Here is a 25,564-nt window from a genome sequence, read left to right as displayed (position 1 = left end):
GCTTCCCTGTTTCTGTTTTCGCCGTTTCCGGAGGAATGGCCGGGCGGCGGTCGGCAAGGTTGGCCGAAGGCGGTGCGGCAAAGGCGCTGGGCGTCGGGTAGGCGTGCATCTCAGTCCTTCGCCCACGCCGGCGGGCGCTTGTCGAAGAACGACGCCAGTCCTTCACGCGCCTCGGCGCCGACGCGGATGGCGGCGATGCGCTGAGCGGTGTCGTCCAGCAGCACGTCGTCGAGTGGCGAGCCGTCGCGCAGCAGCCCCAACAGGTCCTTGGCGGCGGCCAGGGCCTGCGGTCCGCCCTTGGCGAACTCGGCGGCCACTTCGGCCACGCGGGCATCCAGTTCGTCGGCGGCGACGACTTCGTGCACCAGGCCGATCTTCAGCGCGGTGGCGGCGTCGATGCGCTCGGCGCTGAGGAAGTAGCGCCGCGCCTGGCGCCAGCCGATGGCGTCGGCGACGTAGGGGCCGATGGTGGCCGGGATCAGCCCCAGCCGCACTTCGGTCAGCGCGAACCTGGCGGCGTCGGTGGCGATCGCCACGTCGCACACAGCGGTCAGTCCGGTGCCGCCAGCCATTGCCGCGCCGTGGATGCGCGCGATGACGGGTTTCTTGCTGCGGTAGATGCCCTTCAGCATGGCCGCCAGCCGGTTGGCATCGTCCAGGTTCTGCGCCTCGCTGTAGCCCGCGGCGCGGCGCATCCAGTCGAGGTCGGCCCCGGCGGAGAAGCTCTTGCCGCGCCCGGCCAGCACGATCACGCGCACGCCGGCGTCCTCGTTCAATTCGACGAAGGCCCGCGTCAGCTCGGCGATCAGCACCTCGTTCATGGCGTTGTGCAACTCGGGCCGGTTCATCCACACCGTGGCGAGGTGCCCGGTGCGTTCGATTTCCAGGGTGGTATAGCTCATCGTCGCCTCCTTACATACGGAATACGCCGAAGCGCGTCTTCTCGATCGGTGCCGACAGGGTGGCTTCCAGTGCCAGGCTCAGCACCTCGCGTGTCTGCGCCGGGTCGATCACGCCGTCGTCCCACAGCCGCGCGCTGGCGTAGTAGGGGTGACCCTGGTGCTCGTACTGCGAGCGGATCGGCGCCTTGAAGGCTTCTTCTTCCTCGGCCGACCAGGCGTCGCCCAACTGGTCGCGTTTGACCTGGGCCAGCACGCCGGCCGCCTGTTCGCCGCCCATCACCGAGATGCGGCTGTTCGGCCACATCCACAGGAAGCGGGGCGAGTAGGCGCGGCCGCACATGCCGTAGTTGCCGGCGCCGAAGCTGCCGCCGATCAGCACGGTGAACTTGGGGACGCTGGCGCAGGCCACCGCCGTCACCAGCTTGGCGCCGTCCTTGGCGATGCCGCCGTTCTCGTACTTCTTGCCCACCATGAAGCCGGTGATGTTCTGCAGGAAGATCAGCGGAATGCCGCGCTGGCAGCACAGCTCGACGAAGTGGGCACCCTTGAGCGCGGATTCGCTGAACAGGATGCCGTTGTTGGCGATGATGCCGACGCGGTAGCCGTTGAGGCGGGCGAAGCCGGTGACGAGCGTGGTGCCGTAGTTCTGCTTGAACTCGTCGAGGTCCGAATCGTCCACTAGCCGCGCGATGATCTCGCGCACGTCGAACGGTTTTTTCGGGTCGGCCGGAATCACGCCGTAGATTTCCTCCGCGGCGTAACGCGGCGCTTTCGGCTCGGCGCGGTCGAGTTCGCCCTGTTTCTTCCAGTTGAGGTCGGATACGATGCGGCGCGCGATGGAGAGCGCGTGCGCGTCGTTCTGCGCCAGATGGTCGGCCACCCCGGAGATGCGGGTGTGCACGTCGCCGCCGCCCAGTTCCTCGGCATCGACCACCTCGCCGGTGGCCGCCTTCACCAGAGGCGGGCCGCCGAGGAAGATGGTGCCCTGTTCCTTGACGATGATGGTCTCGTCGCTCATCGCCGGCACGTAGGCGCCGCCGGCGGTGCACGAGCCCATCACCACGGCGATCTGCGGGATGCCGGCGGCGGAGAGCTGGGCCTGGTTGTAGAAGATGCGGCCAAAGTGCTCGCGGTCGGGAAACACCTCGTCCTGCAAGGGCAGGAAGGCGCCGCCGGAGTCCACCAGGTAGAGGCAGGGCAGGCGGTTTTCGCGGGCGATTTCCTGGGCGCGCAGGTGCTTCTTCACCGTCATCGGGTAATAAGTGCCGCCCTTCACCGTGGCGTCGTTGGCCACGATCATGCACTCCACCCCGGCCACGCGGCCGATGCCGGCTACCACGCCGGCGCCGGGGGCACCGTCGTGGTACATGCCGAGGGCGGCGAGCTGCGACAGCTCGAGGAAGGGCGCGCCTGGGTCGAGTAGCAGGTCGATGCGCTCGCGCGGCAGCAGCTTGCCGCGCGCCACGTGCTTGGCGCGGGCGGCATCGCCGCCGCCCAGGGCGTTTCGGCCAACCTTTTCCTTGAGGTCGGCCACCAGCGCGCGCATCTTGTCGGCGTTGGTCTGGAACTCCGCTGCGCGCGGCGACAGTTTGGATTCGAGTGTCGGCATGGCTTACCTCGTTTCGGCCATCAGTTCGCGGCCGATCAGCCAGCGGCGGATTTCGCTGGTGCCGGCGCCGATTTCGTACAGCTTGGCGTCGCGCAACAGGCGGCCGGTGGGGTATTCGTTGATGTAGCCGTTGCCGCCCAGGCACTGGATGGCATCGAGCGCCATCTGCGTGGCGTTCTCGGCGGCGTACAGGATCGCCCCGGCGGCGTCCTTGCGCGTCTGGCGTCCGGATTCGCCACGGTCCAGCGCCTGGCCCACGGCGTAGACGTAGGCGCGGCTGGCCGACAACTTGACGTACATGTCGGCAAGCTTGCCCTGCATCAGCTGGAAGTCGCCGATCGCCTGGCCGAACTGCTGACGGTCGTTCAGGTAGGGCACCACCACGTCCATGCATGCCTGCATGATGCCCAGCGGACCGGCGGCCAGCACGGAGCGCTCGAAATCCAGCCCGCTCATCAGCACCTTCACGCCTTCGCCTTCCTTGCCCAGGATGTTCTCCGCCGGGACTTCGCAGTCGTCGAAGAAGATCGGGTAGGTGTTGGAGCCGCGCATGCCGAGCTTGTCGAGCTTGCTACCGTGGCTAAAGCCGGCAAAGCCCTTTTCGACGATGAAGGCGGTGATGCCTTTCGGTCCGGCGTTGACGTCGGTCTTGGCATACACCACCAGGGTGTCGGCGTCGCCACCGTTGGTGATCCACATCTTGCTGCCGTTGAGTACGTAACGGTCGCCCTTCTTGTCGGCGCGCAGCTTCATGCTCACCACGTCGGAGCCGGCGTTGGGTTCGGACATCGCCAGGGCACCGACGTGCTCGCCGGAGATCAGCTTGGGCAGGTAGTGGCGCTTCTGATCTTCGTTGCCGTTCTTGCGAATCTGGTTGACGCACAGGTTGGAGTGGGCGCCGTAGGAGAGGGCGACCGAGGCGCTGGCGCGCGAAATTTCCTCCATCGCGATCATGTGTGCGAGGTACCCCATGTTGCTGCCGCCGTATTCCTCTTCTACGGTGATACCAAGCAGGCCCAGATCGCCGAACTTCTGCCACAGGTCGGCCGGAAACAGGTTGTCGCGGTCGATGTCGGCGGCGCGCGGGGCGATCTCGGCGTCGGCGAAGGCCTTTACCGAGTCACGCAACATTTCATAAGTCTCGCCATGGGCAAAACGCAGGCTGGTGAACATGATCGTTTTCTCCTCTGTCATTCTCGGCGCAAGGGCCATATCGTCGATTTATTTTGGTTTACGTTTACGTAAGCGTCAATATGAAAATGCAAAAAAACCAGCTTGGTGGGGTTCAGATTGCTGACAAACCCGGTCGAGCGCAGTGAGGCCCCCTTGCCGGGCAAGGGCGGACTGCGTGCGAATCTTTAAGATTCACTCAGCGAAGGATTGGGGATAGATAGAGAGGCTGCGGAATCAAATGCTTAGGTGGAGAGGCCCAGCTCTGCCGGGTCCTGTAAACACGTACCAGAGTACTTTGTGAGCAGCCTAACCCCACTTGGCGGGGCTGGGTTCAGCCGTTGGCGGAGTCGGACTTGGCTGTCATCTCGTCGATCACGGTGCGGCAGTGCGCTTCCAGCGTGTCGATCTCGGCCAACACCGCATCGATGTCGTCGCGCTGTTCTTCCAATTGCTGGCGGCGCTCGCTCAACAGCCGCAACAGCTTAAGCGACTGGCTCGCCTCATCCTTCGCCAGTTCATACAAGTCGAGGATTTCGCGGATTTCCTGCAGCGACAGCCCGATGCGTTTGCCACGCAGGATCAGCTTGAGACGGGCGCGATCGCGGCGGGTGAATACGCGCTGGCGGCCGGCGCGTTCCGGCTCGATCAGACCCTGCTCTTCGTAGAAGCGGATGGTGCGCAGGGTGACGCCGAAGTCGCGGGCCAGGTCGGAGATGGAGAATAGCTCTTGCTGGGTCATGGTGATTCCTGTCCTTATGTCGCGATTGTAGCGTTTTCTCCACGCTTGCAGGTCGGTCTTGTGATTACGTTTACGTAATAGTAACTTATCGTTCAGAAGAAAAGCACATCAATTACCGCGTTCCGCGACACAGGAGGAGAGAGCATGACCCAAGCCAGTTATGTCCATGGCGCCAGCGAGACCCCGTTGATCGGGCAGACCATCGGCCAGTACTTCGACGCGACCTGCGCCCGCCACGCCGCGCGTGAGGCGCTGGTGGTGCGCCAGCAGTCCGTGCGCTGGAGTTACGCCGAACTCCACGAGCAGGTGGAACGGCTGGCATGCGGTCTGCAGCGGCTCGGGCTGAAGCCGGGCGAGCGCATCGGCATCTGGTCGCAGAACAACGTCGAATGGGTGCTGATGCAGTTCGCCAGCGCCAAGGCCGGGCTGGTGCTGGTCAACATCAACCCGGCCTATCGCCGTTCCGAGCTGGAATACGCCCTCAACAAGGTCGGCTGCCGCGCCCTGGTGTTGTCGCCCAGCTTCAAGAGCAGCGACTACCTGGAAATGATCAACGACCTGGCGCCGGAACTGGCCCACTGCGCCCCCGGCGCACTGCGCGCCGCCAGGCTGCAGACGCTGGAGATGGTGATCCGCATGGGCGACGAGGCCAGCCCCGGCATGCTGAACTTCAACCAGCTGCTGGCCGAACCGACCGAAGCCGAGCGCGCCAATCTGGCCGACACCGGTACGACGCTGCAGTTCGACGACCCCATCAACATCCAGTTCACCTCCGGCACCACCGGCAGCCCCAAGGGCGCCACGCTGAGCCACCACAACATTCTCAACAACGGCTTCTTCGTCGGCGAGGCGATGAAGCTGGTGCCGGGCGACCGCCTCTGCATCCCGGTGCCGCTCTACCACTGCTTCGGCATGGTGCTGGGCAACCTGGCCTGCCTGACACACGGCACTACCATGATCTTTCCGTCCGAGGCGTTCGAGCCGCTGGCGGTACTGCAAACCGTGGCGGAGGAGAAGTGCACCGCTCTGCACGGTGTGCCGACCATGTTCATCTCCGTGCTCGACCACCCGCGTTTCGGCGAGTTTGACCTCTCCACCCTGCGCACCGGCATCATGGCTGGCAGCCCGTGCCCGATCGAAGTGATGAAGCGCGTGGTCGACACCATGCACATGAAGGAAGTCACCATCGCCTACGGCATGACCGAGACCAGCCCGGTCAGCTTCCAGAGCGCCACCGACACCCCGGTCGAGCGCAAGGTCTCCACCGTCGGCCTGATCCACCCGCATCTGGAGGTGAAGATCGTCGACGGAGAAGGCCGCATCGTGCCGCGCGGCGAAACCGGCGAATTGCTGACGCGCGGCTACTCGGTGATGCTGGGCTACTGGGACGACGAGCCCAAGACGCGCGAGGCGATCGACCCTGCCGGCTGGATGCACACCGGCGACCTGGCGGTGATCGACGAAGCGGGCTACTGCAACATCGTCGGCCGCGCCAAGGACATGGTGATCCGCGGTGGCGAGAACGTCTACCCACGCGAGATCGAGGAATTTCTCTACCGCCACCCCAAGATCCAGGACGTGCAGGTGATCGGCGTGCCGGACGACCGCTTCGGTGAGGAGTTGTGCGCCTGGATCCGCCTGCGCGACGGCGAAACCGCCAGTGCCGACGAAATCCGCGCCTTCTGCCAGGGCCAGATCGCGCACTACAAGATTCCGCGCTATATCGAATTCGTCGACAGCTTCCCGATGACCATCACCGGCAAAATCCAGAAGTTCATGATGCGGCAACAGATGAAGGAGAAGCTGGGGCTGAGCGAGCACAAGACCGCCTGAGGCGGTCCGCCTTGGCATGACGGTGCGGCGGAGGTCTCGGGTCGAGTGGACGGCAGTGCACACGGTGCCGAGCAGTAAAGAACCGTTGCGCACAGCAAGGCATGCGGCTTGGTGGTGCCGGCATGGCCATGCACGCCATGCCGGCACCCGCAACCACAGCCGTCACGCCTCGTCCGCCGCTTGTCATGCCTTGACCCGCACTCACCGTGAAGTGCCCCGCCTTGCGGGGCTTTTCGCTACAATGCCCGGCAAACAACCCGAGGAATCATCATGAGCGACATCGTATTCACCGACGCCGACCTGGCCCGTCTGGAAGAACTGCTGACCCCGCTGTCGCAAAGCGGCAGCACCATGCGCCCGGACGAGGTGCAGGGCTATTTCACTGCACTGGCCAGCGGCCCGGACACGGTCGAGGCCGGCAGCTGGCTCGACGAGGTGCTCGGTGACGCTCCCGAGTTCGAGGATGCCACGACCGAGGCCGAGCTGGGTGCACTGTTGCAGAAGCTGTACGATGCCACCGTGACCGCGCTGGCTGCCGGCGAGGTGCCTGATCTGATCCTGTACGAAGCCGAAGATGCCGAAGAGGCCGACTTCTGGCCGTGGTGCAACGCCTACCTGTACGCGCTCGACAACGTCGATACCGACTGGTTCGAGGCCGCCGATGACGAGGGTTTCGAAGACCTGCTGCTGCCGATCATGGCGCTGGGTGGCATGTTCGAGGACGAGGAAGAGGGCAAGGAGCTGATCACCTTCACCGACGCCGAACTCGACAATTTCAAGGATGAATTGCCCGACGCCGTCCGTGCCGTCTACGCCTACTGGCAGGCCAAGCAACAGGCCCCGAGCACGGTGCGCCGGGAGGGCGACAAGGTCGGCCGCAACGACCCCTGCCCGTGCGGCAGCGGCAAGAAGTATAAGGCCTGCCACGGCAAGAACTGAGTGCTTGTAAATAAATCTGCTGCGCACCCCGATCCCGGTCCTGCGATGCTCGCCGTACCACTTGTACGGCTCCGCTTCTCGAACCAGCCTCGGGCCGCTCGCGACGATTTCTTTCACAAGCTCTGAGAACCTGTTCATGATCTGTCGCGAGCAGCCTTCAACGGGGTGAAGAGCAGCGCAGGAACCGGAATGTACTGGAGTACATGAGGATCATGGCTGAGCGAATCTCCACAGGAGATTCGCACGCACAGAGCAGCACATGAGCCCCGATCAGGGATGCGCAGCAAGATCGTGAACAGGTTCTGAGCGAATTCGATCCGCCACATAACGACCGCCCCGCCGGCTCTACCCTCGTGGGGCGGTTTTCATGTCGGGAGTGATCCATCCTCCCAAGAAAAAAACGGCCCCGAAGGGCCGCCAAAACACACTCCTGCACAGAGTTGAACAAACCGGTTAGCAGGCGAATAGCTCCTCGCCCAAGCTCATCAGCGGCTTGGCGCCGTTCTTGATGGTGGCCTTGAGCGCTTCCACCTCCGGCAGCAGCTTGGCGTAGTAGAAGCGGGCAGTGGTGATCTTGGCCTGGTAGAAATCGTCCTCGCCCTGGCCCAGCTTGGCGTAGGCCACTTCGGCCATGCGCGCCCACATCCAGGCGTAGGTCAGGTGGCCGATCAGGCGCAGATAGTCGGTGGCGGCCGCACCGGCCTCGTCCTTGTCCTTGAACGCAGCCATGCCGACGGCCATGGTGATGTCACCGACTTCCTTCAGCAGCTTGGACAGCGGGCCGACGAACTCCGCCAGCTTGTCGTTGCCCTCGTTGGTTTGGCAGAACTTGTGAATCTGCTTGGTGAACTTGCGCAACTTCTGGCCCTGGTCGAGCAGCACCTTGCGGCCCAGCAGGTCGATCGCCTGGATGCCGTTGGTGCCCTCGTATATTTGCGAGATGCGGCAGTCGCGCACCAGCTGCTCCATGCCCCATTCGCGGATGAAACCGTGGCCCCCGAACACCTGCATCCCCATGTTGGCGGCGGTGTAGCCGTTGTCGGTCATGAAGGCCTTGGCCACCGGGGTCAGCAGCGCCACCAGGTCGGCCGCATCTTGGCGGGCCGCCGAGTCCGGATGCTTCTCCTCGATATCCAGCTGCAGCGCCAGCAGCGTGGTCAGGGCGCGGCCGGCCTCGGTGTAGGCCTTCTGCGTCAGCAGCATGCGGCGCACGTCCGGGTGCACGATGATCGGGTCGGCCGGCTTGTCCGGGCTGTGCACGCCGTTGAGCGCGCGCATCTGCAGGCGCTCCTTGGCGTACGCCAGCGCGCCCTGGAACGACGCCTCGCCGATCCCCAGCCCCTGCATGCCGCAGCCCAGTCGCGCCGCGTTCATCATGGTGAACATGCAGGAGAGCCCCTTGTTCGGCTCGCCGATCAGCCAACCCTTGGCGCCGTCGAGATTGATCACGGCGGTCGCGTTGCCCTTGATGCCCATCTTGTGCTCCAGCGCGCCGCAGTACACGCTGTTGCGGCTGCCGTCGTCGTGGAACTTGGGCACGATGAACAGCGAGATGCCCTTCACGTCCTTAGGCGCGTCCGGCAGGCGTGCCAGCACCAGGTGGATGATGTTGGCGGACATATCGTGCTCGCCGGCCGAGATGAAGATCTTGGTGCCGGTAATGCTGTAGCTGCCGTCGCCGTTCGGCTCGGCCTTGCTCTTCAACAGGCCCAGGTCGGTGCCGCAATGCGGCTCGGTCAGGCACATGGTGCCGGTCCATTCTCCCGAAACCAGCTTGGGCAGATAGGTAGCCTTCTGTTCCTCGCTGCCGTGGGCATGAATGGCGGAATAAGCGCCATGGGAGAGCCCGGGGTACATCGACCACGCCACGTTGGCCGAACACTGCATTTCCATCACCGGGAACGCCAGCGACTTGGGCATGCCCTGGCCGCCGTAGGCCGGATCGCAGTCCAGCGCCGGGAAACCCAGTTCGCAGTACTGGGCGTAGGCTTCCTTGAAGCCGGCCGGCGTGGTCACGTTATGGGTGGCGGCGTCGAAGTGGCAGCCTTCCTCGTCGCCCGGACGGTTGAGCGGAGCCAGCTCGTTCTCGCAGAACTGGGCGGCGGCTTCGAGGTAAGAGGTATAGATATCCTGCGTGGCTTCTTGGTAGCCGGGCAGGGAGGGGATGACGTCCTGGACCTTGATCAGTTCGTTCAGGACGAAATCGAAATCGCGCAGGGGGGCCTTGTAGGCTGGCATGGTGTTGTCTCCTGGGTAGCTCGGCCCGTAGCCGTGCGGTTCGGGCAATCTTTTTCTGATGGTGTCGCACCGATCAGTAAATCAAACGTATGTTTAAATTATAGGCGAAGCTTTGGCAAGCTTTTTCGCTAACATGGACTGAGGCATGGTTGCTAATTAACGACAGTCCGTCCGCATGAGCCAAATACGCCAACATCTGCGCAAGCTGCTGCCAGATCGTCATGTGCTGTTCCAGAACCGCTACCTGAGATGGCTGGCGCCGTATCTGGACCATCCGGCGTTCTGGTCACTGAACCGGCGCAAGGTGGCCCTGGCCTTTGCCATCGGCCTGTTCTCCGGGCTGATGCCGGGGCCGAGCCAGATGATCACCGCCGCCTTGCTGGCGCTCGTGTTCCGCGTCAATCTGCCGGTCGCCATCGTCACCACGCTCTATAGCAACCCGCTGACGTACCTCCCGCTCTATTACCTGGCGTATACCTACGGCAAGCTGCTGTTGGGGAGGGTCAACCACGATACGATGACAGCGGTACCGGAGGGGTCGATGTCGTCACCCATGGAATGGCTGCAACAGGTGGCAGACTGGATGGCGGGCTTGGGCTTGCCACTGGCGGTCGGCGTGCCCATGCTGGGCCTCACGTTCGGGCTTGCCGGATATCTGTGCGTTCGGGCAGGATGGCGCTGTTATATCGTGATGGCATGGAAGAAACGGAAGGGATGGCGTGGAACTCGTTGAACAAACCTTGAGCACGGAAACGGTTTACCAGGGGGGCTTTCTCCAGGTGCGGCGGGATACGGTGCAACTGCCGGATGGCAGCACCGCGTTTCGCGAATACATCCTGCATCCCGGTGCAGTCGCCATCCTGGCGCTGACACCTGATGGCGAACTGGTCATGGAGCGCCAGTACCGCTATCCCGCCGGCAGGGTCTTCCTCGAAATTCCTGCCGGCAAGATCGATCCGGACGAAGCGCGCGACAGCACGGCGCGCCGGGAATTGCGCGAGGAAACGGGCTATCAGGCCGAGCGTTGGACTTACCTGGGCACGGCGCATCCTTGCATCGGCTACGCCAACGAACAGATCAGCTATTACCTCGCCCAGGACCTGACTCTGCACGAACGGCAGCTGGATCACGGCGAATTTCTCGACGTCGTCACCGTGCCGCTGGCCGACGCCATGGGCATGGCCCTGACCGGCGAAATTTGCGACAGCAAGTCGATCGTCGGCCTGCACTGGCTGTCCGCCCACCTCGACGGGAGGTTGCCGGGTGCCGCCGTTTGATCCGCACCACGAACGACGTGGCGCACGACGTGTCCGCATGGGGTGCAACGCCCGCATCAAGTCACGCAATACCGGCGAAACCCATTATGGCGAATGCATCGACCTGTCGATCGACGGGCTTGCACTGCGCACTTCATTCGTGCCGCAATTCGGCGAAAGGCTGCTGGTCGTGGTGCGTGCGCCAGCGGTAGGTGGCCTGGCCGGCAAACCGTTCGAGGCTGAGGTGGAAGTGCGCCGCTGTAATGAAATAGAGCGTGGACGGCTTTACGAAATCGGCGTGCGTATCATCGAGCTGAAGCCCTGACCTGAGGCGGATTTTCTGACATTCGGCTGACATAGATTACAGCGACGCCTCTGGATTCCTGTGCTATACCCAAAAAAACATAATGAACTAGAACCGGTTCTCAAGCAGTCACTCTAATGGTGCAAGGGGGCATGGCGGATGCGCGTACATTCGCCGCCGCCCCCTGCCGAAACGTCAGGAGGCAGAGCCATGTACCCGGATATCTTCAGCCAATACGCTTCACGTTACGACCGGACGCGCGAGGAGGAGTACACCATCCAGGAATACCTGGATATCTGCAAGCGCGAACCCGCCGCCTACGCCACCGCCGCCGAACGCATGTTGATGGCCATCGGCGAGCCTGAACTGATCGACACCCGCCACAATCCGCGGCAATCGCGAATTTTCAGTAACAAGATGGTCAAGATCTACCCGGCCTTCCGCGATTTCTACGGCACGGAAGAGGTGATCGAGCAGGTCGTGGCCTATTTCCGCCATGCGGCCCAAGGGCTTGAAGAGAAGAAACAGATTCTCTATCTGCTGGGCCCAGTTGGTGGCGGTAAATCGTCCATCGCGGAAAAGCTCAAAGAGTTGATGGAACTAGTGCCTTTCTATTGCCTGAAAGGCTCGCCGGTCAACGAGTCCCCGCTCGGCCTGTTCAACTACGACGAAGACGGCTCCATCCTCGAGGAACAGTATGGCATTCCCCGCCGCTACCTGCGTGCCATCCCCAGCCCGTGGGCAGTGAAGCGTCTGCATGAGTTCAACGGCGACATCAGTCAGTTCCGCGTCGTCAAACGCTACCCTTCGGTACTGAAGCAGATTGCCGTGGCCAAGACCGAGCCGGGTGACGAGAACAACCAGGACATCTCGTCGCTGGTCGGCAAGGTGGATATCCGCAAGCTGGAAAAATACGCCCAGGACGATCCAGATGCCTACAGCTATTCCGGCGGCCTGTGCCTGGCCAACCAGGGTTTGCTGGAGTTCGTGGAAATGTTCAAGGCGCCGATCAAGGTGCTGCACCCGTTGTTGACCGCAACGCAGGAAGGCAACTTCAAGGGTACCGAGGGCTTTGGCGCGATCCCGTTCGAGGGCATCATCCTGGCGCACTCCAACGAGTCCGAATGGAAGCAGTTCAAGAACAACAAGAACAACGAGGCCTTCCTCGACCGTATCTATATCGTCAAGGTGCCATACTGCTTGCGTGTGTCCGAGGAAATGAAGATCTACGACAAGCTGATCCGCAATTCTTCGCTGGCCAATGCCCCGTGCGCACCGGGAACGCTCAAGATGATGGCGCAGTTTGCCGTGCTGTCCCGGCTGAAAGACCCGGAAAACTCCAGCCTGTTCAGCAAGATGCAGGTCTACGACGGCGAAAACCTGAAGGATACCGATCCCAAGGCCAAATCGTTGCAGGAGTACCGCGACTATGCCGGTGTGGACGAAGGCATGAGTGGGCTTTCCACCCGGTTTGCCTACAAGATCCTGTCCAAGGTATTCAACTTCGATCATTCCGAAGTGGCGGCCAACCCGGTGCACCTGTTGTACGTGCTGGAAAAGCAGGTGGAGCGCGAGCAGTTCCCGCCTGAGGTCGAACAGAAGTACCTCACCTTCATCAAGGAGTTTCTGGCGCCCAAGTACGTCGAGTTCATCGGCAAGGAAATTCAGACGGCCTACCTGGAAAGCTACTCCGAGTATGGGCAAAACATCTTCGACCGCTACGTGACCTTCGCCGACTACTGGATTCAGGACCAGGAATACCGTGACCCTGATACCGGCGAGAGTTTCGACCGGACTTCGCTCAACGCGGAGCTGGAAAAGATCGAGAAGCCGGCGGGCATTTCCAACCCGAAGGATTTCCGCAACGAAATCGTCAACTTCGTGCTGCGGGCACGAGCCAGCAATGGAGGCAAGAACCCGACCTGGACGAGCTACGAGAAGCTGCGTATGGTGATCGAGAAGAAGATGTTCTCCAACACCGAGGAGTTGCTGCCGGTCATCTCCTTCAACGCCAAGGCGAGTGCCGAGGACGCCAAGAAGCATGAGGACTTCGTCAACCGCATGGTCGACAAGGGGTATACCGCCAAGCAGGTGCGCCTGCTGTGCGAATGGTACCTCCGAGTGCGCAAGTCGTCGTAAGCCCGCTTTTCTGGCCGGGGCTCCGGTCCCGGCCAGGCGTCAGCGGCAAGGTACTCGCCTTGTCGAACCGGGATTGCAGAGGTGGCTATGGCTCACATCATTGATCGTCGTCTGAACGGCAAGAACAAGTCCGCGGTAAACCGCGAACGGTTCCTGCGCCGTTTCAAGGCCCAAATCAAGGAAGCCGTCTCCAAGGCCATCAAGGGGCGGAGCATCACCGATATCGACAGCGGTGAGAAGGTTTCCATTCCAGTAAAGGATGTCTCCGAGCCGGTATTCCATCATGGCAAGGGGGGCGTCACCGAGAATGTTCATCCGGGGAACGAGGAATTCATCAAGGGTGATCGCTTCAACCGGCCGCAGGGCGGGGCCGGAGGAGGGGGAGGCAAGGCCAGCCAGGATGGCGAGGGGGAGGATGACTTTGCCTTCGAACTGTCTCGCGAAGAATTCATGAACGTCTTCTTCGAGGATCTGGCGCTGCCCAACCTGATCAAGACCCAGCTCATGGGGATTGAGGAAATGAAGTCCGTGCGTGCCGGCTATACCAGCGACGGCACGCCAACCAACATCAGTATCGTCCGTTCGCTGCGCGGTGCCTTGGCGCGTCGTGTGGCACTGTCCGCCCCCACTCTGTCTGAACTCAACGAGGTCGAGGAAGATCTGGATACCCTGCTCGAATCCGATGACGAGCATGACATCGAGGTCCGGGAGAAACGTAAGCGTATCCACATGCTGCGCGAGCGGCTCGCCAGCATTCCCTTCATCGACCCTTTCGATTTGCGCTACAACAACCGCGTCAGGCAGCCGAAACCGACCAGCCAAGCGGTGATGTTCTGCATCATGGACGTATCAGGCTCCATGGACGAAGCCAAGAAGGACATGGCCAAGCGTTTCTTCATCCTGCTCTATCTGTTTTTGCAGCGGAATTACGAGAAGATCGAGGTGGTGTTCATCCGGCATCACACCAGTGCCGTCGAGGTCAACGAGCACGATTTCTTCCATTCGCGCGAATCGGGTGGCACCGTGGTGTCGTCAGCACTCAACCTGATGAAGGAGATCGTCTACAAGCGCTACAACAGCAGTGAGTGGAACATCTATGTGGCGCAAGCGTCGGACGGCGACAATTGGGACAGCGATTCGGCGAATTGCGCCCAAATCCTGAGCGAGTCGCTCCTGCCGTTGTGTCAGTACTACGCGTATGTCGAGATCACCGAAAGCGAGCCGCAAAACCTCTGGTATGAGTACCTCAAGGTCAAGGAACGCTGCAAGCACTTCGCCATGCAGCGCATCCACTCTACGGCGGACATCTACCCGGTGTTCCGGGAAATTTTCAAGCGTCAGCCCGCTACCCGTGCCTGACTAGGCCAAGCCGACTTTGCGGAGGTGCAGCATGACACCCATTTCGACTGGTTCCGAATGGACCTTCGACCTGCTCGACGAGTACGAGCGTGCGATTCGCGAGATCGCCGTCAAGGAGTATGGGCTGGATGTGTATCCGGTTCAGCTAGAAGTCATTTCCGCCGAACAAATGATGGATGCCTACTCATCAGTCGGCATGCCGGTGAATTACCATCACTGGTCTTTCGGCAAGCATTTCGTTTCCACCGAAAAGAGCTACAAGCGCGGCCACATGGGGCTGGCCTACGAAATCGTGATCAATTCCAACCCCTGCATCGCCTATCTCATGGAGGAGAACTCCATGACCATGCAGGCACTGGTGATTGCGCATGCTGCCTTCGGCCACAATTCGTTCTTCAAGGGCAACTACCTGTTCCGCACCTGGACCGATGCCTCGGCCATTGTCGACTACCTGGTGTTCGCCAAGAGCTACATCGCACGTTGCGAGGAGCGCTACGGCATCGACGCCGTGGAGGAGTTGCTCGATTCCTGCCATGCCCTGATGAATTATGGTGTGGATCGCTACAAGCGGCCGCAAAAGCTGTCGCTGGCTAAAGAACAAGCCCGGCAGGAGGAGCGTGAGCAGTACCTGCAGATGCAGGTCAACGATCTGTGGCGCACCATCCCGCGGCCGGCCAAGAGCGGTGGCGAGCATGAACCGGTGCGCTTCCCGTCCGAACCGCAGGAGAACCTGCTGTATTTCATCGAGAAGTCGGCTCCGCTTCTCGAGCCGTGGCAACGCGAAATCGTACGCATCGTACGCAAGGTAGCCCAGTATTTCTATCCGCAGCGCCAGACTCAGGTGATGAACGAAGGCTGGGCCACGTTCTGGCACTACACCATCATGAATCGTCTGTTTGCCAAGGGTCTGGTCACCGATGGCGCCATGATGGAATTCCTGCAGTCGCATACCAACGTTGTCTATCAGCCTCCTGTCACGGCGCGCTGGTATAACGGCATCAATCCATATGCTTTGGGTTTTGCCATGTATCAGGACATCAAGCGTATTTGTGAGGAGCCAACTGAAGAAGATCGACTGTGGTTCCCCGATATCGCCGGCAGCAACTGGCAGCAGACGCTCGATTTCGCCATGAAGAACTTCAAGGACGAAAGCTTCGTCTCGCAATACCTGTCACCCAAGCTGATCCGCGATTTCCGCTTCTTCTCCATTCGTGACGATGACCGCGACAGCACCTTGCTGGTGTCGGCTATTCACGACGACGAGGGCTATCGTGACGTGAGGCAGAAGTTGTCCGAGCAGTATAACCTGGGATCACGTGAACCTAATATACAGGTATGGTCGGTCAACGTACGCGGTGACCGTGGCCTGACGCTACGGCACACGATGCATCGTCGTCGGCCGCTGGAGGCCGGAAGCGCTCACGAGGTGCTGAAGCATGTTGCGCGTCTGTGGGGGTTCGATGTTCGGCTGGAGAGCGTCAACGAAGCCGGGGAGGTGGAGCAGACCTTTGAGGTGAAGCATCTGCCCGAACAGTTGTCATTGCAGTCGGCTTGACCCGGCGGGGCAGATTGGATGGTGGCGAGGTACGTCCAGGGAATGAAGGTTGGCCGAACAGTATGGAGCCGTGTCCTTGGCGCGGGCGACCGAGGTAGGTGGTCAGGCCCGGTGTGAAGCGATGAAGTGGTGATTCGCCGTTATAAAGAAGAGGAGGGGCAAGGCCCCTCCTCTTTATTTGTGTCAGCGCAGGCCCAAGACGTCTTGCATGTCGAACAGGCCGGTCGGCTGGGCGGACAGCCATTTGGCTGCACGCACGGCGCCGTTGGCGAAGGTGGCACGGCTGGATGCCTTGTGGGTGATCTCCACGCGTTCGCCATTGGTGGCAAACAAGGCGGTGTGGTCACCGACTACATCGCCGGCACGCACCGTGGCAAAGCCAATGGTCTTGGCATCGCGTTCGCCGGTGACGCCTTCGCGGCCGTAGACGGCACATTCTTTCAGGTCGCGGCCAAGCGCGTTGGCAATCACTTCACCCATGCGCAACGCCGTTCCGGATGGAGCATCCACCTTGTGGCGGTGGTGGGCTTCGATGATTTCGATATCGTAGTCCTCTGCCAGAACTCGCGAAGCGATGTCGAGCAGTTTGAACGTCAGGTTTACGCCAACACTGAAGTTCGGTGCGAACACGATGCCGATCTTTTCCGAGGCCTGGCGGATGGCTTCCTTACCGGCTTCATCGAAGCCGGTGGTGCCGATGATCAGCTTCACGTTGTGCGCGACACAGCTGGCCATGTAGTGGAGTGTGCCTTCCGGTCGGGTGAAGTCGATGACGACGTCTGCACCTTGCAGCGCGACATCGAAGTCGGTGGTGACTTTGATGCCGGTGGCCTGGCCGAGGAACAGGCCGGCATCCTGGCCGATGAAATCGGAACCCGGCCGCTCCACGGCGGCGTGCAGCTGCACGCCCTCGGTCGCCAGCACCGATTCGATCAGCGTACGCCCCATGCGGCCGCTGGCGCCTACGATCACTACATTCATCATGGTTATTGTGCCTTCGATTGCTGAGCGGGGGCCGAGGCATCGGCAGGGAGAATGGCGCGTTCAGCCGGCAGGGCTTCGCCCTCCACGCGCGTCATGGCATCGCCATCGAAGAACACCGTCAGCAGCTTGTCTTCTGCCGGTTTGCCCGCTCGTACCAGGCGATATTTGTAATCCCAGCGATTGCTATGGAAGGCATCGGTCAGGAGCGGTGTGCCCAGCAGGAAGCGGACCTGGCTGCGGGTCATGCCGGGCTTGAGTTTGGCGACGGCATCCTGTGTGACGTAATTCCCTTGAGGGATGTCCATTTGGTAAGGGGTGAACCAGCTCATCGGGTTCAGAGAACTGCAGCCGGACAGGACGATGGCGGCGGCAATAATCAGGACGCGCATGTGACTCCGCTCAGGTAGAATTTATGGGATGGTAATTAGGCAAAGCCGCGAAAAGGCTTTATCATGGTTTTTGGACCACCTACATTTATATCATGATGAGTAAAGCCAGTCACCTTAAAGATATTGGTCTGAAAGCGACCGGTCCCCGCCTGAAAATTCTGGATTTGTTCGAAACCAGCGAGTCGCGCCACCTGTCGGCAGAAGACGTTTACCGCCGCCTCATCGCCGAGAATATCGATGTTGGCCTCGCCACTATCTATCGCGTCCTGACCCAGTTCGAACAGGCCGGTATTCTGGTGCGCCACCATTTCGAAACCGGCAAGGCGGTGTACGAATTGAACGAGGGCGGCCATCATGACCACATGGTGTGCGTCAAATGCGGCAAGGTCGTGGAATTCTTCGATCCCGAAATCGAGGCGCTGCAGGATCGTATTGCGGAGCAGCACGGCTTCCACATCGTCGATCATGCCCTCTACATGTATGGCGAATGCCCTGAGTGCGCCGGCACTAAAAAACCCTGATTGACCCATGGTCCCCTGGCTCAACCGTGAGCTGGCTTTCCCCAGCGTCGAGAATGCCCTGATCGAGCCGGATGGTTTGCTGGCTGCGGGAGGGGATCTTTCGCCCGCGCGGCTGGTGCTGGGGTATAGCCAGGGAATCTTCCCCTGGTTTTCACCGGGGGAACCGATTCTCTGGTGGTCTCCTTCCGAGCGCATGGTGCTGTTTCCGGCCGAGTTGCGCATCACCCGGTCCCTGGCCAAAACACTGCGCAACCACCCTTATGAAATCCGGGTCGACACCGCCTTTCGCGAGGTCATGAAAGCCTGTGCGTCACCGCGTGATGGGCAGCCCGGCACCTGGATCGGCCCGGGAATGGTCGATGCCTACTGTCACCTGCATGAGCTGGGGCTGGCCCATTCCTTCGAAACCTGGCAGCAAGGGGTGCTGGTGGGCGGTTTGTATGGTGTGGCGCTGGGGCGGATGTTTTATGGCGAGTCGATGTTCTCCCGCGTCAGCAATGCCTCCAAGCTGGCTTTTGTGCATATGTCCCGGCACCTGCAGAGCTGCGGTTTCGCCATGATCGACTGCCAGATGTACACCCCGCATCTGGCCAGCCTGGGTGCCCGGCGTATACCGCGGCACGAGTTTCTTGCTACGCTGAAAGAACTGGTGGGGCTTTCCGCCCCTGAAGGCATGTGGTCATACAGGTATAGCAATGAGTCACCGTGATGCCGGCCCGTTGATGGCCATCCATTTCTACGCCACGGCGCCGTATCCGTGTAGTTACATCCCCGATCTGCAGGCTCGCTCGCAGGTGGCGATACCGGCGGAAGCCATCGACAGCGCCGTCTACAGCCAACTGGTGCGGCTGGGGTTCCGGCGCAGCGGGCATTACACCTACCGGCCTTATTGTGACGGCTGCAAGGCCTGCCAGCCTGTACGTATCCCTGTGGCGGCTTTTACCTCCAACCGGACCCAGCGGCGTGCTTGGAAAAGACATGACAGTTTGGCCGTGGAGCTGCTGCCGCTGCTGTACCGGGAGGAGCATTACGACTTGTACCGGCGTTATCAGGCGGCACGCCATGCCGGCGGCGGCATGTCCGAGGACGATTCGGGCCAGTACGCCGAGTTCATCCTGAAAAGCAACGTGGAGAGTTTCCTTGCCGAGTTCCGTCAGGACGGGGTATTGAAAATGGTGAGCCTGATCGACCGGCTGAGCGACGGCCTGTCGGCGGTGTATACCTTCTACGAGCCGGACGATGTACGTGCCAGCTATGGGGTCTACAACGTATTGTGGCAGGTGCAGTTGGCAAGCCGGCTGGGGCTGCCCTACGTCTACCTGGGGTACTGGATCGAGGGGTGCCGCAAGATGGATTACAAGTCGGCGTATCGTCCTTTGGAAAGGCTGCGGGACGGGCATTGGGAGCCATTCTGCTGAGATGGAAGCGAAGAAAAGGGGCCGGTCTGGCCCCTTTTTCGTCTGGTCCTATCAGCCGGACGTGGCTTAGAGCGGTGCCACGCGATCGTTGCCACCACCGGTCAGCACCTTGACGCGTTGTCCCGGGGCAAAGGGGATGTCGGCTTCCTGAACGATCGACAGCATGCGGCCGGAACGGTCGAGCTTGACGGTGATTTCGAGTGCATTCTTGGTGCCGAGGTTGCGCTGTGCGGCCTGGGTGCCAAAGCCACCAGCCAGTGCGCCGACGATGGTGCCGGCGGCGGCCCCGCGACCTTGGCCGATGGTGCTGCCGGCAATGCCGCCCAGCGCTGCGCCACCCAGGGTCAGAAGCTCGTTGTTGTTGCCTTCCATCAGCACGTTCTGCACCGAGACCACCGTGCCAAATTCCACGTTCTGGGCCTGGCGCATCTGGCCCTTGGAGTAAACCGCGGCCGAGTCCGACGTGGCGCAGCCAGCCAGGGTGCCAGTGACGAGGGCCGCCGCGACGAGGGTTCGCAGAGCAGATTTCAGCATGTTCATTTCCTTGCGATGGATCATTTGCCAGAGTCCAGTTGGCGGCGTGCTTTCAACGCTTGCAGCACCTCGCCGACCAAGTCCGGGCCACGATAGATCAGGCCACTGTAGAGTTGCACCAGTGTGGCGCCGGCATCCATCTTTTCGGCGGCGTCCTCACCGGAGTCGATGCCTCCCACTCCTATGATGGGCAGGGCGCCGTCGAGTTCCTTGGCCAGTTTGCGGATCAGGGCGGTGGAGCGCTCGCGCACCGGGGCGCCGGACAGGCCGCCTGCTTCGTCCGCCATGGGGTGCCCGGCGATCTCGCTGCGCGACAGCGTGGTGTTGGTGGCGATGACGCCGTCGATCTTGTGCCCGGTGAGCAGGCGGGCGATGGCGACGATCTGCTCGTCGTCGAGATCCGGGGCGATTTTCACGGCCAGCGGTACGTAGCGGCCATGCTTGTCGGCCAGTTCCTGCTGGCGCACCTTGAGGCTGGCCAGCAGGGCCGACAGCTCGTCCGCCTGTTGCAGTTGGCGCAGGTTCTTGGTGTTGGGCGACGAAATGTTGACCGTGATGTAGCTGGAGTAGGCGTAGACCTTGTCGAGGCAAGCGAGGTAGTCGTCGACCGCGGATTCGATAGGGGTGGTGGCATTCTTGCCGATATTGATGCCGAGGATGCCCTTGAAGCGGCAGTTGCGCACATTCTCCAGCAATGCATCGACGCCCAGGTTGTTGAACCCCATGCGATTGATGATGCCCTGGTGTTCGGGAACGCGGAACAGGCGCGGCTTAGGGTTGCCGGCCTGCGGTCGCGGCGTGACGGTGCCGATTTCCAGAAAGCCGAAGCCGAGTCCGGCCAGGGCGTCGATGTGCTCCCCGTTCTTGTCGAGGCCCGCCGCCAGCCCCACCGGATTGGGGAAGGTCAGGCCCATGGCCTGCACCGGCAGCCGTGTGGTGCTCTGGCCCAGAATGCTGTCCAGGTGGAGCTGGTGCGCCTTGTCGAGCAGCTTCAGGGTGGTTTCGTGGGCGGTTTCTGCGTCTAGCTTGAACAGAAGAGGGCGCAGAAGCGAGTAGAGCATGCGGGTCTCCGGGTAGGAAAATGCCCGGATTATAACCGGGCGGGCGGGGTTGGCCGAAGCCTTATGCGATCAAGCAGGCTTCGTCGAAGCGGAAACGCGGGGCTCGGGCGTGCATTTTGTTGGCCTCGCCGTAGCCGAGATTGATCAGGAAGTTCGATTTGAAGCGACCGTCCGGGAAGAATTCGGCGTCGACCTTGGCATTGTCGAAGCCGGACATCGGGCCGCAGTCGAGCCCGAGCGAGCGAGCCGCCATGATCAGGTAGGCTCCTTGCAGGGTGCTGTTGCGGAAGGCGGTGGTCTGGATCAGTGCCTCGTTGCCCTCGAACCAGCTGCGTGCATCGGTGTGCGGGAACAGCTGTGGCAGGTGCTCGTAGAAACGGGTGTCCATCGCCACGATGACCGTGGCGGGTGCCGCCATGGTCTTGTCGACGTTGCCTTCCGACAGGCAGGGCTTGAGGCGCTGCTTGGCGTCGGCGCTCTTCACGAACACGAAGCGCGCTGGCGAGCAATTGGCGCTGGTCGGCGCCATCTTCAGCAGATCAAACAGCTGATGCAAGGTGTCGTCGCCGACCGGCCGGGACTGCCAATGCGTGTGGGTGCGCGCATTGTTAAACAGTTGATCCAGGGCGGTATTGCTGATCGGGGTGCTCATGGGCGTTCCTCTTGCATGTCGTCAGTTAGGGTTGGCGCGTGGGGTGGCTGCGGCATCGAGCGACTCCACCGCCAAGGGCTTGCTGTCCTCGGCGGCGACGGAGCGCACCGTGATCGACACCCGGCGGTTGCTGGCCCGTCCTTCCTCGCTGGTGTTATCCGCCACGGGCAGGTTCTCGGCACGGCCGACCGCCACCAGGCGGGCCGGTGCGATGCCGTTCTCGACAAACAGCCGCACCACGCTGCCGGCCCGTGCCGCCGACAGTTCCCAGTTGGACGGGTAGAACGTGTTGCGGATCGGGATGTTGTCGGTGAAGCCTTCGACGGTGATCGGATTGTCGACCTGGGACAGCACTTTCGCCATCTGCGCCAGCACCTGCAGCGACTGTGGCGCGGGCTGAGCCTGGGCGATGGGGAACAAGGCGCTGTCGCGGATCTCGATGGTGACGCCTTTCGGGCTCTGGGTAATCTTGACCTGCCCGCCTTTGACCAGGGGCTCCATCACTTTCTGCAGGTCGCTGGCGAGGCTGCCCAGCCGGGCCTGTTCCTTGAGTTGCTGCTCGCCCTTGATCGCCTTGGCCACCGGCTTGTTCTGCGCCACTTCGATCATGGTGTTGGCGCCGCCGGTGGGGGGCGTGGTCTGCAAGCTGATCGCCGTGCCGGTGCGGAAGGCGTCGACGATGGCGCTCGACAGGACCCGGTACTTCCCTTCGTTGACCGAAGAGATGGCGTACATCACCACGAAGAAGGCGAACAGCAGGGTGATGAAATCGGCATAGGAAACCAGCCACCGTTCATGATTTTCATGTTCGTCTTCGCTGCGTCGCCGGCGTGCCATGGTATCCGTTTGCTCAGAAATCAGAAAAAGCGGGGGTCGAACAGGCCCTTGACCCCGCTGCTGAACTCGACGCCCAGGCGGCGCGCGAAACGGCTGGGGAAGGTGTCCTCCGGGGTGTAGTCGACGGTCTTTTCAGACTTGATGACGTCGCGCGCCACGCTGTGCACCGTGCCGTAGCCGTCGGCCAGGCCCAGCGGGATGCTCTTGGTCCCCAGCCAGATCAGGCCACTGAACAGCTCTGGGTCGTTGTGCAGGCGGGCGCCGCGCCCGTCCTTCACCGCCGAGATGAATTGCTGGTGGATGTCATCCAGCAATTGCTGGCGAATGGCTTCCTGCTTGGGGTTGAGCGGCGAGAACGGGTCGCCCATCGCCTTGTTTTCCCCTGAGGTCCTCAAGCGGCGCTCGACCCCCAGTTTCTCCATCACCCCGGTAAAGCCGAAACCGTCCGACAAAACGCCGATCGAGCCGATGATGCTGGCCTTGTCGACGAAAATCTTGTCCGCGGCAGCGGCGATGTAGTAGCAGCCGGAAGCGCACACTTCCTCGACCACGACGTAGAGCGGGATCGCCGGATGCAGTTTCTTCTGGCGGCGGATTTCGTCGTAGACCATGCCCGACAGCACCGGGCTGCCGCCCGGGCTGTTGGCCTGGATGATGATGCCGCGGGTGTTCTTGTCGCGGTAGGCGTCGTTCAGGCCGGTGATCAGCTTCTCGGCGGTATCGTTGTCGCTGTCGATGACGCCTTTGAGCTGCAGCGTGGCGGTGTGGCCGTCGCCGATCAGCCGCTCGCCCGGCACCTCGTCCTTGGTGTAGAACAGGCCGAAAACCGCGGCGCCGATGATGACGAGCCAGGCTAGCCGGAAAAAGATTTTCCACTGGCGGGTGCGGCGCTGTTCCACCAGCGAGGCCATGGCCAGCTTTTCCAGCAGCTGGCGTTCCCATTGCGGGTTATCGTTCACCGTTTTTCTCCGTGTCGCCGCGTGCGGCGGCGGTTACACAAAACACCTGGCCGTCCTGCTCGCTGACGTTGATGGGGGTCAGGCGCTGGCCGCGGCAGGGGCCGCCGACACACAGGCCGCTGTCCGGCAGATAAAGCGCGCCGTGCATGCTGCATACCAGGTAATGCCCGGTCAGGTCGAAGACCTCGCCATCGGTGAGGTCGAGCTCGACCGGAATATGACGACAGCTGTTATGGTAAGCGAAAACCCGGCCCTGGTAGCGAAAGACCAGCGCGCTGACCGGCTGGCCGTTGGCGTCGGTGGTCTCGAAGCGTACCGCCTTACCGCTGTCGGCCAAGTCGGCGGAGGCGCAGATCAGCCGATTTGCGGTTTCAGCCATTGCAGCAGGCTCCGGAAATCGTCGAACAGGGCCAGCGGCTGGCACTCCCATAGCGCGGAAACCGGATGGGCTCCGTAGCTCATGCCGACCTTGTGGGTACCAGCGTTTTGCGCCATCAAGAGGTCGTGCGTGGTGTCGCCCACCATCAGGGTGCGTCCGGGGGCGACGCCGAGCTCGTCGGTCAGTTCCAGCAGCATGGCCGGATGGGGCTTGGAGTGGCACTCGTCCGCCGTGCGGCTGGCATGAAACAGCGTGCCCAACCCGGTTTCGGACAGTGCCCGGTCGAGGCCCTTGCGGCTTTTGCCTGTGGCCACGGCGAGGAAGAGCCCGCTCTGCTGCAGTTCGGCCAACCCTTCCTGCACATGCTCGAACAATTCTATCGTAGCGTCACCGTTCAGGTAATGCTGCCGATAGGCGTCCACCATGTCCTCGAAGCGCTCCTCCGGCAGGCTGGGGCAGACGTGACGCAAGGCATCCCCCAGGCCCAGGCCGATGACATGGCTGGCGGCGCTGCGGTCCGGCACCGGCAAGCCCAGATCGGCGCAGGCCTTCTGGATCGAGGTGGCGATGTGGGCGGTCGAGTCCATCAGGGTGCCGTCCCAATCGAAGACGATCAGATCAAACGTTTTGTTCATGCGGCCTCAGACTGTCGAGGAAGCGGGCGAGTTCGGGCGGAAGCGGGGCCTGAAAGCTGAGCGGCTCGCCGGTCAGCGGGTGCGGCAGCGAGAGCGAGGCGGCATGCAGGAACATGCGGCGCAGGCCGCGCCGGCCCAGTTCGCGGTTGAGTGCCGCGTCGCCGTACTTGTCGTCGCCGGCGATGGGGTGGCCGCTGGCCGCCATGTGCACCCGGATCTGGTGCGTGCGGCCGGTGCGCAGGCGCGCCTCGACCAAGGTGAAGTCGGCAAAGCGTTCCTGCACCTTGAAAATGGTATGGGCGCTCTGGCCGTTGTCGGCGACGCGCACGCGACGCTCGCCCTCGGCGTTGGTGAACTTGAAGAGCGGCAGCTTGACGTGCTTGTCGTCCTGCCAGCGTCCCACGCCCAGCGCCAGGTAGCGCTTGTCCGGCGTGCTCGAACGCATCATGTCGTGCAGCTTGAGCAGGGCCGAGCGCTTCTTGGCCAGCATCAGGAGGCCCGAGGTCTCGCGGTCGAGCCGGTGCACCAACTCGAGGAAACGGTACTCCGGGTAGGCCTTGCGCAACTGTTCGATGACGCCGAACGAGACGCCGCTGCCGCCGTGCACCGCGATGCCGGCCGGCTTGTCGATGACCAGCAGGGCGTTGTCTTCGTAGATCACGGGGAAGGTCGTGGCCGGAGCGTCGTTCTCCTGCCGTTCCGCCACGCGCACCGGGGGGAGGCGGATCTGGTCGTCGGCCTGCAAACGGTAGGCCGCATCGATGCGGCCCTTGTTCACGCGCACTTCGCCGGAGCGCAGGATGCGGTAAATATGGCTCTTCGGCACGCCCTTGAGCAGGCGAACCAGGAAATTGTCGATGCGCTGGCCGGACTCGGCCTCGCCCACCGTGTAGAAGGTTACAGAGTCTTTGCGAATATCAGTCATATTGCTTATACTTCTTGCGCCTCGACACGTTATTTTGCAACGCATCGCTGGCGAATCCGGAAGCAAGGGTCATGGGTTTAGCGCCTGATGACGCTGCTGCGGGGAAAGAGTTCGGCCGGCAGGGTGTTCCCCTGACCTGACGCCGGATGAACCGGCCGCAGCCAAAGGTTAAGTCGCTCACCGAAAAGTAGCGATGGTAATGCATTTGATCGCATAACGCACTC

26 protein-coding genes are annotated in these 25,564 nt (G+C 62.0%); 11 read left to right on the top strand and 15 right to left on the bottom strand.

The window, feature by feature from the left end; translation table 11 throughout:
* Positions 1–110: 110 nt before the first annotated feature.
* The 4 genes from AC3WG5_RS02210 to AC3WG5_RS02195 all read right to left on the bottom strand — a co-directional run bounded on the left by AC3WG5_RS02210 (position 111) and on the right by AC3WG5_RS02195 (position 4,423).
* Positions 111–902: an enoyl-CoA hydratase/isomerase family protein gene (locus tag AC3WG5_RS02210; RefSeq protein ID WP_492567617.1), complete on the bottom strand. Its 792-nt coding sequence runs from the start codon at positions 900–902 to the stop codon at positions 111–113.
* A 10-nt stretch (positions 903–912) separates the two neighbouring features.
* Entirely contained in the window at positions 913–2,511 is a 1,599-nt protein-coding gene (locus AC3WG5_RS02205) for a carboxyl transferase domain-containing protein (protein WP_492567616.1), read from the bottom strand.
* Between the two features lie 3 nt (positions 2,512–2,514).
* Entirely contained in the window at positions 2,515–3,684 is a 1,170-nt protein-coding gene (locus tag AC3WG5_RS02200; protein WP_492567615.1) for an isovaleryl-CoA dehydrogenase, read from the bottom strand.
* 331 nt (positions 3,685–4,015) lie between these two features.
* Positions 4,016–4,423, bottom strand: a complete 408-nt coding sequence (locus AC3WG5_RS02195) for a MerR family transcriptional regulator (protein ID WP_008954348.1) — start codon at positions 4,421–4,423, stop codon at positions 4,016–4,018.
* 144 nt (positions 4,424–4,567) lie between these two features.
* On the opposite strand from AC3WG5_RS02195, the gene AC3WG5_RS02190 reads away from it, so the two are divergent.
* Positions 4,568–6,256: an AMP-binding protein gene (locus tag AC3WG5_RS02190; protein WP_492567614.1), complete on the top strand. Its 1,689-nt coding sequence runs from the start codon at positions 4,568–4,570 to the stop codon at positions 6,254–6,256.
* A 270-nt stretch (positions 6,257–6,526) separates the two neighbouring features.
* A complete protein-coding gene (locus AC3WG5_RS02185) occupies positions 6,527–7,195 on the top strand; it encodes a UPF0149 family protein (RefSeq protein ID WP_492567613.1) in 669 nt (222 codons plus the stop codon).
* 453 nt (positions 7,196–7,648) lie between these two features.
* Here the strand turns inward: AC3WG5_RS02185 and AC3WG5_RS02180 are convergent, their stop codons facing one another.
* Positions 7,649–9,433, bottom strand: a complete 1,785-nt coding sequence (locus AC3WG5_RS02180; protein ID WP_492567612.1) for an acyl-CoA dehydrogenase C-terminal domain-containing protein — start codon at positions 9,431–9,433, stop codon at positions 7,649–7,651.
* Between the two features lie 175 nt (positions 9,434–9,608).
* Between AC3WG5_RS02180 and AC3WG5_RS02175 the strand changes: the two genes are divergently transcribed.
* The 6 genes from AC3WG5_RS02175 (at position 9,609) to AC3WG5_RS02150 (ending at position 16,046) form a co-directional block, all read left to right on the top strand.
* On the top strand, positions 9,609–10,166 hold the full coding sequence (locus AC3WG5_RS02175) for a DUF2062 domain-containing protein (RefSeq protein WP_482580723.1): 558 nt from the start codon (positions 9,609–9,611) through the stop codon (positions 10,164–10,166).
* A complete protein-coding gene (locus AC3WG5_RS02170; RefSeq protein ID WP_492567611.1) occupies positions 10,153–10,710 on the top strand; it encodes an NUDIX domain-containing protein in 558 nt (185 codons plus the stop codon). The genes AC3WG5_RS02175 and AC3WG5_RS02170 overlap by 14 nt, the downstream gene beginning before the upstream one ends.
* Positions 10,697–11,014 (top strand): PilZ domain-containing protein, encoded by a 318-nt coding sequence (locus AC3WG5_RS02165; protein WP_081455953.1) that lies wholly within the window; start codon positions 10,697–10,699, stop codon positions 11,012–11,014. Before AC3WG5_RS02170 ends, AC3WG5_RS02165 begins: the two co-directional genes overlap by 14 nt.
* Positions 11,015–11,203: 189 nt before the next feature.
* The gene (locus AC3WG5_RS02160; RefSeq protein ID WP_008954355.1) at positions 11,204–13,132 is read left to right on the top strand and encodes a PrkA family serine protein kinase; all 1,929 of its coding nucleotides are present in this window, start codon (positions 11,204–11,206) and stop codon (positions 13,130–13,132) included.
* Between the two features lie 87 nt (positions 13,133–13,219).
* On the top strand, positions 13,220–14,491 hold the full coding sequence (locus AC3WG5_RS02155) for a YeaH/YhbH family protein (protein ID WP_482580725.1): 1,272 nt from the start codon (positions 13,220–13,222) through the stop codon (positions 14,489–14,491).
* 31 nt (positions 14,492–14,522) lie between these two features.
* Entirely contained in the window at positions 14,523–16,046 is a 1,524-nt protein-coding gene (locus AC3WG5_RS02150) for a SpoVR family protein (protein ID WP_014087915.1), read from the top strand.
* 183 nt (positions 16,047–16,229) lie between these two features.
* Here AC3WG5_RS02150 and dapB read toward each other — a convergent pair whose 3' ends face one another.
* Complete coding sequence (gene dapB, locus AC3WG5_RS02145) at positions 16,230–17,030, bottom strand: 4-hydroxy-tetrahydrodipicolinate reductase (RefSeq protein WP_492567610.1); 801 nt, start codon at positions 17,028–17,030, stop codon at positions 16,230–16,232.
* Between the two features lie 2 nt (positions 17,031–17,032).
* The gene (locus AC3WG5_RS02140) at positions 17,033–17,419 is read right to left on the bottom strand and encodes an outer membrane protein assembly factor BamE (RefSeq protein ID WP_008954359.1); all 387 of its coding nucleotides are present in this window, start codon (positions 17,417–17,419) and stop codon (positions 17,033–17,035) included.
* A gap of 95 nt (positions 17,420–17,514) precedes the next feature.
* On the opposite strand from AC3WG5_RS02140, the gene fur reads away from it, so the two are divergent.
* From fur to AC3WG5_RS02125, 3 genes are read left to right on the top strand one after another with little or no spacing between them, the layout of a single operon-like run.
* Complete coding sequence (gene fur, locus AC3WG5_RS02135; protein ID WP_040652867.1) at positions 17,515–17,940, top strand: ferric iron uptake transcriptional regulator; 426 nt, start codon at positions 17,515–17,517, stop codon at positions 17,938–17,940.
* Between the two features lie 7 nt (positions 17,941–17,947).
* Entirely contained in the window at positions 17,948–18,649 is a 702-nt protein-coding gene (gene aat / locus AC3WG5_RS02130; protein WP_492567609.1) for a leucyl/phenylalanyl-tRNA--protein transferase, read from the top strand.
* On the top strand, positions 18,636–19,358 hold the full coding sequence (locus tag AC3WG5_RS02125; protein WP_492567608.1) for an arginyltransferase: 723 nt from the start codon (positions 18,636–18,638) through the stop codon (positions 19,356–19,358). The genes aat and AC3WG5_RS02125 overlap by 14 nt, the downstream gene beginning before the upstream one ends.
* Before the next feature lie 66 nt (positions 19,359–19,424).
* Here AC3WG5_RS02125 and AC3WG5_RS02120 read toward each other — a convergent pair whose 3' ends face one another.
* The 8 genes from AC3WG5_RS02120 to rluC form a co-directional block, all read right to left on the bottom strand.
* Positions 19,425–19,892 (bottom strand): outer membrane lipoprotein, encoded by a 468-nt coding sequence (locus tag AC3WG5_RS02120; RefSeq protein ID WP_232503471.1) that lies wholly within the window; start codon positions 19,890–19,892, stop codon positions 19,425–19,427.
* Positions 19,893–19,912: 20 nt separating this feature from the next.
* On the bottom strand, positions 19,913–20,953 hold the full coding sequence (locus AC3WG5_RS02115) for a quinone-dependent dihydroorotate dehydrogenase (protein ID WP_294865096.1): 1,041 nt from the start codon (positions 20,951–20,953) through the stop codon (positions 19,913–19,915).
* 61 nt (positions 20,954–21,014) lie between these two features.
* Positions 21,015–21,605 (bottom strand): malonic semialdehyde reductase, encoded by a 591-nt coding sequence (locus AC3WG5_RS02110; protein ID WP_014087910.1) that lies wholly within the window; start codon positions 21,603–21,605, stop codon positions 21,015–21,017.
* A gap of 21 nt (positions 21,606–21,626) precedes the next feature.
* The gene (motD, locus tag AC3WG5_RS02105) at positions 21,627–22,442 is read right to left on the bottom strand and encodes a flagellar motor protein MotD (protein ID WP_492567607.1); all 816 of its coding nucleotides are present in this window, start codon (positions 22,440–22,442) and stop codon (positions 21,627–21,629) included.
* Between the two features lie 20 nt (positions 22,443–22,462).
* On the bottom strand, positions 22,463–23,401 hold the full coding sequence (locus AC3WG5_RS02100) for a S49 family peptidase (protein WP_482580730.1): 939 nt from the start codon (positions 23,399–23,401) through the stop codon (positions 22,463–22,465).
* A complete protein-coding gene (locus tag AC3WG5_RS02095) occupies positions 23,391–23,780 on the bottom strand; it encodes a Rieske (2Fe-2S) protein (RefSeq protein WP_008954368.1) in 390 nt (129 codons plus the stop codon). Before AC3WG5_RS02095 ends, AC3WG5_RS02100 begins: the two co-directional genes overlap by 11 nt.
* Positions 23,756–24,415 (bottom strand): HAD family hydrolase, encoded by a 660-nt coding sequence (locus AC3WG5_RS02090; protein ID WP_492567606.1) that lies wholly within the window; start codon positions 24,413–24,415, stop codon positions 23,756–23,758. Before AC3WG5_RS02090 ends, AC3WG5_RS02095 begins: the two co-directional genes overlap by 25 nt.
* Positions 24,399–25,340, bottom strand: coding sequence for a 23S rRNA pseudouridine(955/2504/2580) synthase RluC (gene rluC, locus AC3WG5_RS02085; RefSeq protein ID WP_492567605.1), 942 nt, complete (start codon positions 25,338–25,340; stop codon positions 24,399–24,401). Before rluC ends, AC3WG5_RS02090 begins: the two co-directional genes overlap by 17 nt.
* Positions 25,341–25,564: the final 224 nt, after the last annotated feature.

The organism is Pseudogulbenkiania sp. FW507-F1 (genome assembly GCF_058781125.1).
Note: the sequence above shows the minus strand (reverse complement) of the source record. Positions and strands in the feature narration are given on the sequence as shown.